General features: G+C 33.7%; 11 protein-coding genes. 2 read left to right on the top strand and 9 right to left on the bottom strand.

Annotated elements, in window-relative coordinates; all coding sequences use genetic code 11:
- The 3 genes from ftsA to SFT90_01295 form a co-directional block, all read right to left on the bottom strand.
- The coding region (gene ftsA / locus SFT90_01305) for a cell division protein FtsA (protein ID MDX1949119.1) at positions 1-737 on the bottom strand (737 nt) is incomplete at its 3' end.
- A gap of 124 nt (positions 738-861) precedes the next feature.
- Positions 862-2,382 carry an aldehyde dehydrogenase family protein gene (locus SFT90_01300; protein ID MDX1949118.1) on the bottom strand — a complete coding sequence of 507 codons (1,521 nt, stop codon included), beginning with the start codon at positions 2,380-2,382 and terminating at the stop codon, positions 862-864.
- A gap of 71 nt (positions 2,383-2,453) precedes the next feature.
- Positions 2,454-3,239, bottom strand: a complete 786-nt coding sequence (locus SFT90_01295; protein ID MDX1949117.1) for a 16S rRNA (uracil(1498)-N(3))-methyltransferase — start codon at positions 3,237-3,239, stop codon at positions 2,454-2,456.
- On the opposite strand from SFT90_01295, the gene SFT90_01290 reads away from it, so the two are divergent.
- On the top strand, positions 3,228-4,268 hold the full coding sequence (locus tag SFT90_01290) for a 4-hydroxybenzoate octaprenyltransferase (protein ID MDX1949116.1): 1,041 nt from the start codon (positions 3,228-3,230) through the stop codon (positions 4,266-4,268). The two genes, SFT90_01295 and SFT90_01290, sit on opposite strands and share 12 nt — an antisense overlap.
- A 2-nt stretch (positions 4,269-4,270) precedes the next feature.
- Positions 4,271-5,032 carry a type I methionyl aminopeptidase gene (gene map, locus SFT90_01285; protein ID MDX1949115.1) on the top strand — a complete coding sequence of 254 codons (762 nt, stop codon included), beginning with the start codon at positions 4,271-4,273 and terminating at the stop codon, positions 5,030-5,032.
- Between the two features lie 3 nt (positions 5,033-5,035).
- Here the strand turns inward: map and SFT90_01280 are convergent, their stop codons facing one another.
- The 6 genes from SFT90_01280 to SFT90_01255 all read right to left on the bottom strand — a co-directional run bounded on the left by SFT90_01280 (position 5,036) and on the right by SFT90_01255 (position 14,642).
- On the bottom strand, positions 5,036-8,086 hold the full coding sequence (locus SFT90_01280) for a hypothetical protein (GenBank protein ID MDX1949114.1): 3,051 nt from the start codon (positions 8,084-8,086) through the stop codon (positions 5,036-5,038).
- Positions 8,087-8,263: 177 nt separating this feature from the next.
- Positions 8,264-8,914: a hypothetical protein gene (locus SFT90_01275; GenBank protein MDX1949113.1), complete on the bottom strand. Its 651-nt coding sequence runs from the start codon at positions 8,912-8,914 to the stop codon at positions 8,264-8,266.
- 1 nt (position 8,915) lies between these two features.
- Complete coding sequence (locus SFT90_01270; protein MDX1949112.1) at positions 8,916-10,319, bottom strand: TolC family protein; 1,404 nt, start codon at positions 10,317-10,319, stop codon at positions 8,916-8,918.
- Positions 10,316-11,365, bottom strand: coding sequence for an HlyD family efflux transporter periplasmic adaptor subunit (locus tag SFT90_01265; protein MDX1949111.1), 1,050 nt, complete (start codon positions 11,363-11,365; stop codon positions 10,316-10,318). Before SFT90_01265 ends, SFT90_01270 begins: the two co-directional genes overlap by 4 nt.
- 3 nt (positions 11,366-11,368) lie before the next feature.
- The gene (locus tag SFT90_01260) at positions 11,369-13,045 is read right to left on the bottom strand and encodes an ABC transporter transmembrane domain-containing protein (GenBank protein MDX1949110.1); all 1,677 of its coding nucleotides are present in this window, start codon (positions 13,043-13,045) and stop codon (positions 11,369-11,371) included.
- Between the two features lie 88 nt (positions 13,046-13,133).
- Positions 13,134-14,642, bottom strand: a complete 1,509-nt coding sequence (locus SFT90_01255) for a leucyl aminopeptidase (protein MDX1949109.1) — start codon at positions 14,640-14,642, stop codon at positions 13,134-13,136.
- Positions 14,643-14,691: the final 49 nt, after the last annotated feature.

The following is a 14,691-nucleotide window of genomic DNA, read 5'->3' as shown; positions in this document are numbered from 1 at the left end:
AAGGAAAGCCCAAGTGCAATATCTCGCGTAATATGAAGCCCACCAACAGGAACCGAGCTAAAATAAACCGGATACCCCTCAGAAAATATAGCAATTGAAGTATTACCCGCACCAATATCAAGCATAGTAACGCCAATATCCATTTCATCATCACTTAGGCAAGCAAGCCCTGATGCATAGGCGGTTGCAACAAAATCTTTCACATTAAGATGGCATTTTGCGAGGCAATTTTTGATATTTTTCACGGCAGTTTTTGAAGCTGTAACCACATGCAAATTGGTTGAAATTAACTGCCCAAACATTCCGAGAGGGTCTTTAATCCCCTCATTATCATCAATCTTATAGCCAACTGGAACGGATTGGATAATCTCTGTTTCAGAGTTCTCAAACAATTCATTGCCCTTATTTATCATCAAATCAATATCTTTCAGAGTTACTTCGTGGCCTGAAATTTTTGTTTCAATATTGATATGATTTGAAGTGATGCTTGAGCCTGAAATATTAACATAGGCCTCGTCTATTGTTTCGCCAGCCATTTTCTCAGCAGCGTTGAGGGCAGCTAAAATTGCTCTTTCCGCCTTTTTAATATCAATTATAATTCCAGCTTTTACGCCCTCAGAAAATTGATGCCCAAAACCTAGAATTTTAGGCCTGCCATCACCATTGATGGAAGCAATAACGCACACCACCTTGCGACTGGCGATATCTAGCACCGCAATTTTATTAGGCTTAGACAATTTTGGTTTTCCTTAGAGTTTAATTTATTTATTTTGAGAATGCTTTAGAAAATCGCAAATTTATATTGTTTACAAAGCATAGATTATACAAAATTTCATTTTTCTAGTGAAACTTTGCAACAGATTATTCAAACTTAACGCCTTGGGCGAGTTCTGGTGAGGTTTTGCCGTAATAGGTAGTTGAAGTTTGCCTTCTCATATAGGCTTTCCAGCTATCTGAACCTGATTCTCTGCCACCGCCAGTTTCTTTTTCACCGCCAAAAGCACCGCCAATTTCTGCGCCAGAAGTGCCGATATTAACATTTGCAATACCGCAATCAGAGTATTTTTTGAAGATTTCCGCTTCGCCTAAATCATTGGTAAATATCGCAGATGAAAGACCTTGCGGAACGCAATTATTAAGTTCAATCGCCTCTTCTAGCGTTTTATAAGGCATAATATAAACTATTGGGGCGAAGGTTTCGTGATGCATAATCTCCAAATGCTTATCCACTCTGATAATTGCGGGGTTAATATAAAAACCACCTTCACAATTTTTGATAATTACTCTATCACCGCCTGTAATTTTACCACCTTGTTTTTTGGCCTCAAGAATGGTTTTTTGCATATTTTTATATGCATTTTCATCAATGATTGGCCCAACTAAATTTTTATCATCAAGTGGGTTACCAATTTTATTTTTAAGCCCAGCAAATGATTTTATTAGCTTTTTCTGCAAATCATCAATCAGGCTGTGATGAGCAATTATCCTTCTTGTTGAGGTGCATCTCTGCCCTGCCGTTCCAACCACACCAAAAATAATTGAGGGCAGAACAATTTCCATATTTGCTGATGTAGTTACAATTACGGCATTGTTTCCGCCAAGTTCTAGCAGAGATTTTCCGAATCTCTTAGCTACATTTTCACCAACAATTCTGCCCATTCTGGTGCTTCCAGTGGCACTGATTAGAGCAATTCTTTTATCATTAACTAATTGCTCACCAATTTTATAATCACCTAGAATAATTTGAGAAATTTCTTGCGGAATTTTTATATTTTGCTCCTTAGTAAATCTCTGCAAAGCCTTGTAAAATATTGCTTGTGAGGCAAGAGCTGTGAGGGGAGTTTTTTCAGAAGGCTTCCAGATAACTGAATCCCCACAGATTATCGCAATGGCAAAATTCCAACACCAAACTGCAACTGGAAAGTTAAATGCACTAATAACGCCAACAATTCCGAGTGGTAGCCAATTTTCTTGCATTGAATGAAGGCTTCTTTCAGATTGCAGGGTTAGCCCAGAAATTGTTCTAGAAAGCCCAGTTGCGTAATCGCAAATATCAATCATTTCCTGCACTTCGCCACGAGCTTCTTCAATAATTTTCCCACATTCTATGGTAACTAAATTTGCTAAATCCTCTTTTACCTTTCTTAGTTCTTCAGCGTAAAGCCTAATTAATTCGCCTCTTTTAGGGGCTGGAATATCTCGCAGAATATTAAACGCATTTTGAGATTTCTTTATTTTTACCTCCACCGATTTTTTATCATCAGCTTTAATTTTAGCAATAATTTCAGAGTTAATTGGCGATTTAACAATTATATCTTCACCAGTAAAACTGCCAATTTCAACTGATAATTTACTAAGTAAATTTTTAATATTTATTTTCATGTTTTGGAAATATATGGAAATTAAAAAATGCTATATTTTAACTCTATAATAAATCTGCAAAGATTCAATTCTCAACTCCTAAAATCAGGTTTTTGATTAAAATCACCGCATTTAAGTTGCCAAATTGAGATAGCAGAAATAATCGCAGTTTCAGCCTTTAGAATCCTTGCCCCTAAGCCAATTCCGAATGAATTTTTGAGTTTATAAATTGCGTCAATCTCGCTTTTATCAAAACCGCCTTCCGCACCTATAAATATAATATTTTCAGGCTGATTAAGATTTTTATTTATTTGATTTATATTGCTTAAAACTTCTTCTGGATCGCCACCTTTTCCTGTTTCATCGCATAGAATAAAGATTTTTTCCTCTGAATTTTCTTGATAGGTTTTGAATAATTTTTCAAATTCAATAACGCTTGAAACATCTGGAATATCAAGTCTTTCGCATTGCTCGGCCGCCTCTATTGCAATTGCTTTTAGCCGTTCCAGATTAGCACCTTCTTTAATGGTATTTTTGAAAATGCAGGGAATGATTTTTCTAACGCCAAGCTCTGTTGCTTTTTGGATTATAAATTCTGGCTTTACAGATTTAACAGGGCTAAAAACAAGAGTTAAATTGGGTGATTGGTAAAAATCTCTTAGTTTTTTTGCTACATTCAATTCACAATTATTTTTACTGATTAGAAAAATTTTTGCCAAAAACTCGCCATCTGAGGAATTAAATAAAATAACATCATCACCAATCTTTTTTCGCATTACATTGGCTAGATAATGTGATTGCTCTTTAGTAAGATTTATATTTTGATTAATACTAAGTGGCACAGCCACAAATAGCCTTGAAACCTTATGATAACGCATATTAAAAACTATATTAGTTTAGCTCGGTTTGATAAGCCAGCAGGCACGTTATTGCTTATGTGGCCTTGTTTAATGGGTGTTTTAGTTGGCTGCCCCCTTATATTCTATGAATTTGTTTTCAAATGGGCGGCCATTCCAAACAATAATATCCCTACTTTTACAGCTTATTATAGTATGATTTTATTAGATTTCCTAACATTTGCAATAGGTGCATTTGTTATGAGATCTGCTGGTTGTATCATCAATGATATCTGGGATAGAAAAATTGATGCACAAGTTGAACGCACAAAAAACCGCCCACTTGCGAGCGGAAAAATAAGTTTGCTTGGTGCTTTGATATTCCTCGCAATTTTACTCTTTATTGGTTTATATATTTTTCTAAGCCTTGGATTATATGCTAAAATCACCGCTTTAATTGGGTTTGTGATGGCGATTTTCTACCCTGCAATGAAACGCATTACAAATTACCCTCAAGCTTTTTTGGGTCTAACTTTTAACATTGGTTTTTTGGTTGGCTATTTCCAAATTCTTGATTCTGAAAACCTACCAAAAACCTTATATAATTTAGGTTCTTTATATTATATAATCCCACTGCCTTTTTATTTTGCCCTTGCTTTATGGACAATTTTTTATGACACAATCTATGCATTTCAAGATAAAAATGATGATGAAAAAATTGGTGTAAAATCAACCGCAATTAGTTTTAATAAAGAAACAAAAAATATTCTTGTAAGGCTCGCAAGTATTAGTTTTATGCTAATTATCTGCACTTATTATCTAGCAATTTTGCCATTTCATGAATATAAATATGATTATCTTTACCCCGTTTTGTGCTTTTTGCCGGCGTATTTTTATATGTTTTATCAGGTGAAAAAAGTTGATTTATCTGATAAAAAATCTTGTGCGAAATATTTTAATCTTTCAGCTTATATAACTGGTTTATTGCTTTTTATAGGAAGTTTGATATTTCTAAACAGCCATTTAGAAAGTATTTTTCTAGGTAGTTATGATGAATTTGAATGTAATTAATTTTGTTAAATATAACCATACATAAACCAGAAGATTTTGAGGGAATGCGGAAAGCTGGAAGGCTCGCAAGCCAAATTTTAACTCGTATCACTGATTATGTTCAGGCGGGCGTTACCACAAATGAGCTTAATAATTTATGCCATAATTGGATAATTGAAGCAGGAGCAATTCCAGCACCGCTGAATTATCGTGGTTTTCCAAAATCGATTTGCACTTCGGTAAATCATGTGGTTTGCCACGGCATACCTGATGAACGCAAGCTTCGTGAGGGAGATATTGTTAATATTGATGTTACGGTGATAGTTGATGGTTGGTATGGGGATTCCAGCCGAATGTATATGGTTGGTAAGAAAATCCCTGTGAAAGCTCAGCGTTTGGCAGAAGTTGCAAAAGATGCTATGATGCTAGGGATTGAGCAAGTTCGCCCTGGGGCTTCACTTTGGGAGATCGGCAATGCAATTCAAACTTACGCTGAAAAGCAAGGTTTTAGCGTAGTGCGTGATTATTGTGGGCATGGCATTGGCAGAATTTTTCACACAACGCCAAATGTTGTGCATTATAGAGATGAGGCAAGCAAAAAAATTATTCTGCAAGAAGGAATGTTTTTCACCATTGAGCCAATGATAAATGCTGGCAAGGCTGAAACGATACTTTCGCTTGCTGATGGCTGGACGGTTACCACTCGCGATAAATCCTTATCCGCCCAATGGGAACACACAATCGGTGTAACCAACAACGGCTTTGAAATTTTTACGGTGGGTTAGGTTCTAGGCTCTTCTTGTGGATTTTGCTTGGTGAAGTTGGTGTTGAGCTTCCATATATGCTTCTTTTCGTTGCTCTAAGGTTGCGGCGTGTCTTGGGTTAGATTTTTTAACAGATAAATGTGCAACTAAAGCGGGGGCGTTTTTTCTTAAATGCACTTCCATTCTTTCTTCAATAATTGCTTTTCTAGCTTGGTATTCCACACTAAAAGTTATAGTTTTTTCACCTCTAATATAAGTCTTTTTTTCGAATGGTTTGCTAGAATTTTCCCTTTCCTTAATTTTAGCCTGAATTTCTTTATCAGTAACTTGTTTTGAAATTGCGACACATTCTTTATCTAATTCAAGTTTATTATCATTGGCTAATTCTAACTCTAATGTTTTTAGTGGGTTTATATGTAAATGTTTTGAGAATCTTCTTCTAATATGCTCAAAACATTCTTTAGGATCAGAATTTTGATTAAATTCAGTTTTTATATATTTACCATCATCATTTTTAATTTTTTGCCCCCTTTCATCTCTTACAAAATCTTCACCAAATGAAATTGCTACAAATTTTGCCATTTGATACATTTCATTTTTTGCATTTTCATTTTTTCTTTCTAGGCTACCTTCTTCATTTTTTAAGCCATTGGCAAAATATGGTGAATCTTTTAATATGTCTGTAAATTTATCCATAAATTTATCATCAACCATACCGATACAAGCGGCTACCATCTTTGTAAAAGTTTGGAAAGTTGTGCTTTTCTGATAAAATTCTCTAATTTTATTAGCGTCAAAATTTGGGTTTTTGAATGCTTCTTTCAATGTTTCCCCATAGCCTTTTATAACATTTGTATCACCACCAAATCTTGCACCAATATTATATCCTATCGCGCGGCTAATAACATAATAAGCCGTTAAAAATTCATATTCTTTTCTAGAGTCCGGCCTATCAGATGTATTCATTAATTTGGCTTGGAGCATAAGGTAATCGTGGTAAGGATCACCTTTTACATTCTCACCAATTGTAATAAAATTTCCTTCATTATCTAATTTTCCTTCAGAAAAATCTTGATATGGAGCTCTTGCACCGCTAAAACCATTAACATCAGTGCCAAAAAATGTTTTTAGATCTTTTCCTAATTCTTCCCATATATTTTGAAAATCATTAAATAGTTGATGCTCAGGAGTAAATTGTTCTTTAGTAAATTGAAAATTTCTTTCTTGTTCTTGTGACTTTATAAAAGCTTTATTTTTATCTGGTCTTAAAACTCTATTTACACCTTCACCTTGAAGCGTCATAAGAAACTTAAATTCTACGCCTCTTTTTCCTGCGATAGATGCCAATTGACGCATAAAATCTATATTGCCACCGCGTTCTGCAGCTAAACCACAACCGCCAAAACAAGCAATTTTAGCACCTTTGAATTCAGCATTTCTTTCTAATGCTTGATTCAAGAATTCTAAATTTTTACTATAACCTTCTTTATATTCCTTAATATTTTTATTAAATATAACAACAGAATCGCAAAGCTCTCTTAAAACATTGAATGCCTGAGAGTTTGCTGGTGCGCCCCCCCTTTTATGTAAATCACTTGTGCCAAGTAAAAAGCCAACTTCTTCAGATTCTATAAAATGTTTTATTAAAATTTTTTGATCATCATTTAATGCATCAAAATCTTTAGGATCAGTTTTTAATAAATCAGATAAATTTTTAATGATTGTGTAATTATTAATTTCCTCAACGAGCGGATATAATTTAATATCTTTCGTTTTGATGCCACTGGCTTGCATTAACCTTAGTGAATTTGCCATATGCTCGACAGATTTTAACTCTGAAAGAACAAATTCCTTTACCACCCCCTCATCACCAGACTTTTCGGCCATGTTAGCATTAGCGTAATATACTAACTTGGCAATATGATCTTGTTTTACTTCATCTCTTGAAAGTGGAATTTTTTCACCTTTTCCATCTGTTTTTTGCTTGAAATTTTCATACTTAAATAAAGTTTGTGATTCTGCACTTTCATCATTTTTGAGCTTTGCACAGATATTTTTTTCATCATCTAAAAATAGGTGATAATCTTCAACTTTTGCTTCATCGCCAAAAATTTCAGTGATTTTTGTTATTAAATCTTGATATGCATCATTGAAAATTTCTCCCTCTTGACGAAGCTGAGGCGCAGCAACATAAGAGCCACATCTTTTCGCCCTTTTTATAATTATATCAAGACTATCTTTAACTTTAGGGTTTTTTGCAGAGATTTCAGTAAGTCTATCAATTACAGATTTTGCAGAAACTATATTTTTAATTCCATCAATATTATTTTCTTGTTCAGTCAATTCTTTAAGGTAATCAACTATTTCAGGAACAAAGTTATTCTTGGATTTTACAATATTTATTAAATCCGACTTAACTAGATTAACAAAATCAAGATTAGATAATTTTGTATCTTCAATATCTGTATCAATAGTTTTGTTAGGGTTGCCATCTGAATCTTTATTCCAATGCCTTGGAATTACCACATCATTATCTGAATACCAATTTACTTTTGCGAACTCACTTATAACAAAACGAGATTCTTCAGTTGTTCGCTTTTTATTAATTTCATTGCTTGGTATTTTTAGATAATCATTTACTTTTTGGCTTATTTGCCTTGCATCTCCAACAAAAAGTGCGTTTTCTAGGGCAATTACTGCCTTTGTAGCTTTATGCCCATGCGGATTTGTAGGGTGATTAGTGGCAACTTCATAAATTGGTTCTAGTTTTGAGGTGTCAGTTCCTTTAGGGGCTGTTTTCCTTTTTGGCTTTCCATCAGATGATTTAGGGTCTATTAGTGCGATTTCATCAGAAATAATATTCATAGCAACTAGAAGCTTTCCTCTAGTTGAAATATCGCTTTCTCCTTCTAACCTACATATTAATTTGTTAGGGTCGTTGTATAGATCAAATAGCTTTTCATATTCTCTCACCAAAACCAGGAGCTTATTAGACTGCGTTTTATCAATCTGTTTGGATTTTGCTAAGGTTTTTAGCTCATCCAAATATAAATTAATTTTATTATCTTCTACCACTTAAATTTCAAATTTATTTTATAAAACAATATATAATAATAGTTAATAAATCATTAACAATATACATAAATTTGAAATAATTAAGACTTTTTAATGTTTTAACTGGGGTAAATTGTATTTAATTAGTTCTTTAATGTGTTGGGCAAGTTTTTTAAGCTATTTTTCAAGAAATAATTCCTAGAAACCCATTTCAAGCAGGGCGTTATAGATTTTGAGCGAGATTTCACTTTCATAGCTATGCATAAGCTTTTCAACTTCATCGCGGTGATAATTAAAATATTCTCTAAAGTCTAGAGGTAAATCAAACAATATGCTTTGGCTTTTATCATTATCAAAGCTGATTTCTTTAATTAAACCGCCAGTTTTAACATCATATAAAGCAACTGAAAAGCTAACATAGCCTTTTTGAATTTCATTTGAATATCTAACCATTCCATAACCAGATTTCAATAAAGGGTTGTTTTTATCAACCTTCGGTTGAATTATCAGTGCAGAATCTAAATTATCAGATTTTGCTTTAGCCAGTATATCTTTTAAGCTAGATGATTTAGGCTTAATTGCACTAACTTGAACTTTCTTAAGTTTTGCTGAAGTTGTTTCTTTTGCGGCTCTATTCAAGCTCCACCAGCTAGGCATTTTAATTTCCTTTTCAGTGTGATCAAATTGATGAGCCCCCGCTAAAAAAATATGCATTACATTATCAAAGCCTGAATAAACGCCAAGATTTTTTATTTTAGATTTTTGCTCAGCGGAAATTTGATTATTAACCCCTGCTGCACAAGATGAAATTAAAATAGAGATAAGGAAAATTTGAAATAATTTTTTCATTTTAGTTTATTTGAAATTTATCAAGTTGGATTGTCGTTGAGTAATATCTAGAAATAGATTTCAGATAGTCAAGCTTTGCGAGGATATTATTGATTTTAGCGATTGCAGTTTTTTCCTCACGCATATTTACTACAAAAAAGTCAGAAGCACCATTTGAAAATCTTTTTATCTCAGCCTGTTCCATTTTTTTGGCAAGCAGAACTTCTTCTTCGGTAATTTTTTGCTTTTCGGTGTTGGCTTCTAAATCAACTTGAATTGAAGAAATTTCAGCGTTGATATTATCAAGTAATAATTGCTTTTGCTTTTCAAGCTGAGAAATTGAAGCTCTAGCTTCATCAATCTGCCCTTGTCCTAAACGCCTTTGTAAGGGAATTGAAACTTTTGCCATTATGTTTGCCTCATCTTCTGCGAGTGATGCTGAGCCAGCACCCCTATCTTTTGAAGCCTCAACTGCAATATCAAACCTTGGGTTTATTGAGTTTTCACCAATTAAAATTTTGTTTCTCTGAATTTCAATTTCAGAAATTAAAATTTTAATATCAGGGCGGATTTTAGCAAAATCAAAATCAGCTTTTTTGGTTTTTTCAAAATTAATTTCTTGAAAATTTTTTGGTAAATTTTCTTTGCTTGGTGTTACTGGATTTCCATTTTTATCCCTATAAAATAAGGATAACTCAAAGGCTTGATTATTCAAAATCCTCTCAGCTTCAACTAATTGCGATTTTCTTTTTAAGATATTTTGACGATTTTCCGTTAGGAAAATTTTTGCTAAATCACCTCTTTTAACTCTTTCTTCAAAGGCAGATTGTCTTTTTTCTGCGATTTCCAGAAGGTTTTTATAAACATAATAAATTAAACCTGCACTAACCCAATTATAATAAGCGTTGAAAGACTTATATTGAATGGTAACTTGCGTGAATAATTTTTCAAATTCAGCTTGTTGAAGTGCGAGCTGTGAGGAAATTAAATTAAACCTTGGGGAATCTATCGCTCTATCCCTAAGTAGAGAAAACATCAGCCCAACGCTATATTCGCCATTTTCATTGGTGTTAAATTGGTCTTCATAAATTGGGAAATTACCATCAGAAATTTTATAGCCTGTATAAATTTTTGAACCAAATTCTGGGATTCTTTTTTCTAGTTTTGAATCAACCACCCTGCCATCATAAAAGCCACTAGCTTTGGAGAATAAATTTTGATTAAATTCCAAATCAAAATAGCCTTCTTTTGACAAAACTTCGCCTTGTTTTTGCTTAATTTTTTCCTGTGCCTCTAATATTTTTGGATAGTTTTTTATTGAAGAAGAAAGGACTTCTTCAAGTTGTAAAACTTTTGCATTTGCAGATTCAAAACTTAAGAAAAATAAGGCAAGAAAAGAAATTATATTTAACAAAAAAAATCTCATTTTTTAATTTCTTCTTTCTTTTTTGATAAATCATTTATTGGCGGAAAATTATTTAATTTACGCCATAATTCATAGCCAAGACTCACTGTATCAAGCAAAATCCAGCCATTTGCTTTTGCACCAAAACGCAAAAAGTTTGAATCTGGCCAAGGGTCATTAGGGTCTTCGGTGATGATAACTCTAAATAAACCATTCTCTGAAACGGATTTATCCACCACATTTACTATGCCACCAAAAGTGCCAACTGCAACAGATGGCCAACCGCTAAATTGTATAGCTGGCCAGCCTTCAAATTGCAAGCGAGCTTTTCTTCCTTTATAAACAAGTGGCGCATCTCTGCCGCTAATAAAAATTTCAACGGCTGGCTTAATTCCTTCTGGAACAAAAGTTGCAAGCACATCACCCTCTTTAATGAAAGTTGCAATATCACCTGCAAATATACTAACCACAACACCATCTCTAGGAGCTTTTATAAGTTGAGAATTTTGGCGAGATAATTTGACTTCCGCTTGCGTAAATTCTGCAAAAGTAGCTGCCTGCTTGGAAAGCAATTCTTTATATTTAATTTTTGCTTTTTCAATTTCCTTACGAGAGCTTAAATCTTTCTTGAATAATTCTTGCTGACGAATGAAATCATTATTAGCAGTTTCAGCGGCGATTCTAGTGGCTTCCCACTTTTTTTCGGCGGCATCTCTTTCAGCTTTTAAGCGTTCTAAAATTCTTGGGTCATTATCAACAATTTCAACTATTGGATCACCTTTTTTAACATTTGAGCCTTCTCTCACATACCATTTTTTAATTCTGCCATTTACCATAGCGTTAAAATTTTGAAGCCTATCTTCTGGATAAAAACTTGTAACTTTACCAGCGCCAGAAGTGGTTTGCACCCAAGGCGTAAAAACTAAGAAAAGCGTTAAAACAAGAATTGTTGCCTTTATGATATTCGCAATAGATTTCGCAACTTTAGGTGCTTTAATAGAATTATATGTTTTGAAATAAACATTATATTTCGGATTAAACTGCGATTTTTTGGCTAATTCTTTCATAAATTATTGCTTCTTAAGCTCTTCAATAGTGTCAAAAAATTTTGTTTCTTGCCAACCGAGATACATAAATTTATCAAAAGTTCGCAAGTTAATTCTATTAGTGAAATAGATAAGCGTTAAACCTTCAACCTTTGATAGACGCTCCATAATTCGCTCCCTTCTTGCATTTGCGACCATATCAAAAAGTTCACCAATTACTAAAATTTTAGGCTTAGAAATGAACGCCCCAGCGAGCTTCAACCTTATAACTTCAGGGTGAGAAAGCGGAAAACCAGTATGAGTAACCTTAGTGTTTATACCCTCTTTCAAGCTTTCAACAGTGTTATAAACTTCAAACATTTTGAGCGTTTCAAGTATTTCAGTGCGGCTTGCTTGCGGTGAGCAAAATTTCATAAATTGATAAATTGTTCCCTCTAATAAAAAGGCATTATCAACTATTGAAATATTATTTCTATAATTGTGGATTTCAAAATCATAAATATCATTATCATTAATTAAAACCCTGCCTTTGTTTGGCTCAATGTATCGGTTTAGAGAATCAATAAAAGTTTTTTCTACCACATAGGAATCAGAGCTGGCAAGGATTTTACAATTCTCAGGGATAGAAAAATTTAATAATATTTTTTGATCACGATAAGTAAATTCAGCCTTATCAAAGCTAATGTTGTTTCTGCAAGTATCTAATATTTTGTGTCCTGTTTCCCTTTCAAGTGGAACATCAAAAAGGTGGGTAATTTCCTCAACTGCTGCACATAATTTATAGTAATGTTTAAGATAGCCACCAGCTTTTGAAAGTGCATAAAATATCGCAGATAAAATTAACTCAGATGCAACTAACTGACCTAAAGTCAACTGGTTTGAAACAACCAATGAACCGCCAATTCCAAGTAAAGCCGCACTAAAAATTGCGTATAAAAGATAAAAAACTACTGATTGCGTGAATACTTGCTTGAAGTGCCTTTTTTTGTAATCATTGTATTTTGAAACTAATTCATCTGATTTTTTTAGGGCGTAAATTATCGCTCTTTCAGATTTGAAATTGCTATTAATTCTAGCTAATTCTTCAAGCCATTTCGCAACATTATATTTTGATTTTGAAAGGCTAATTGCTGTTCTAATAGAAGGCATACTCCATATTTTTATAGTTACATAGATGAACGCAACCAAAACAATATTAAACATTAAAAGGGCAGGGTGATAGAAAGAAACTACTAAAATTCCAACAATAGTTTGTAGGGCAAGTGCAAAGCCATCTATCAAGAGCTTTGGCATAATTTCTTGCACATTCATCACATCAAAATATCTATTAATCAGCTCATCTCGGTTAATGCTTTCAAAGTAAGAATGTTTTGCGTAAATATTTGTGAGAACTATCTCTGAAACTATACGACTGAAAAAATGTCTTTCAAAAACTTCTAAAATATAAATTTGAAGCGAGTTTAATAGAACATAAAAAAGTAGAACTATAAAAAGAACTATCGCAAGAACTATAACAGGCGTGTAAATTGCAGTGTTTGCAACCGCACCAATTAAAGTTTGCACAGCTATTGGAACAGCCAAAGTTAGAATACCAATCGCAACGCCGTAAACAAGTGCGAGCTTATAAAATTTATGCTCAGGAGATAAAACCGCAAGCAGTAATTCAGATATTTTAACTTTTTTATCGGCTCTAAAATCCATTAAATTTTCCAATAAATTGAACTAAAGTTATATAGCACTATAAAATTTTATTTTTCAAGAATATTGGAGATTAATTTAGTTTAATAGATTAGTTTTCATAAAATTTTGCAACTAGCCTATCAAGAAGTTGCACGCCGAAGCCGGTTGCAACATTTACTGGCACGAGCGATTTTTCTTTTGTAGCCCAAGCAACCCCTGCAATATCTAAGTGAGCCCATTTTTTGCCATTTACAAATCTTTGTAAAAATTGTGCAGCAGTTATTGTGCCACCGCCTTTCATATTGCTGATATTCTGAACATCTGCGATTTTAGAATCAATCTGCCTATCATATTCATCACCCATTGGTAAACGCCATACATTTTCTGAAACTTCCTCACCAGCTTCAAAAATTTGTTTAGCTAAAGTATCATCATTTGAAAGTAAGCCTGCTTTGTGTTGCCCCAAAGCAATAACGCAAGCACCTGTTAGGGTTGCTAAATCAATCATAAATTTTGGATTGAATCTTTGCTGGCAATACCATAATGCATCAGCAAGAACTAGCCTTCCTTCAGCGTCAGTGTTAAGCACTTCAACGCTTTGGCCACTCATTGAAATCACAACATCGCTTGGCCTTTGGGCGTTGCCATCTGGCATATTTTCAACAAGCCCAACAATTCCAACCGCATTTACTTTTGCCTTTCTACCAGCAAGTGAACGCATAGCACCAACAACAGCCGCAGAACCGCCCATATCATATTTCATATCTTCCATACCATCGCTTGGTTTGATGCTAATTCCACCAGTATCAAAGCAAACGCCCTTACCAACAAACGCAATTGGTGCATCATTCTTTTTGGGCGAGCCATTATAGCTCATAATCACCATTCGAGATTCCTTGGAGCTACCTTGCCCAACGCCAAGCAGGGTGTTCATTCCGAGTTTTTGCATTTGTTTTGCGTCTAAAATTTCAACTTTTATATTGAGATTTTTGAAATCCTCTTTGATGAGATTCGCATAACTCTCAGGATAAATAACATTAGGTGGCTCACAAACATAATTTCTAGCAACATAAACTGCATCAGCAATTGCCTCTAATTTCGTGAATTTTTCTGCCGATTTTTTATCATTTGCCGAACAAATATGAAGTGCTTTTAGGCTTGGTTTTTCCTCTTCTTTTTTCTTAGTGAAATATTTTAAGAAATTATAACCTTTCAAAATTGCCCCATAAGCTATATTCGCACTTGCTTCAGCATTTTCAAGGCCGTAAATATTTTTTTCAACGATAATTGAAGCCTCAGAAATTTTTGCATCTTGCAGATGAGATTGAATTTCCGCCCCTAATTCACGCACAGATTTTTCAGCGTTTTTCTGCTTATCTTCACCAATACCAGCTAAAATTACCCTTGAAACTGATTTATCATTCAAAAAAATTGATAAAAACTTTTTTCGTTTGCCATCAAATTTAGCATCAGAAATAGCCTTTTTTATAATGCCACTATGGGAATTATCTAACTTCTTCAACTCCTCAGAAAATATGAGTTTTTCACCAATTAAAAATACAGAATTTGAAGATTTTTTTGCAAGATTTTGGAATTTTATATCAAAGGCTTTTTTCATAGTTTGAAAATTTTGGTTTTCTAATTAATAGAATTAATTTGCAAAAGGT

This window comes from Rickettsiales bacterium, from assembly GCA_033762595.1.
Taxonomy (GTDB): Bacteria; Pseudomonadota; Alphaproteobacteria; order Rickettsiales; family UBA8987; genus JANPLD01.
This window is presented reverse-complemented; position numbering and strand designations above follow the sequence as displayed.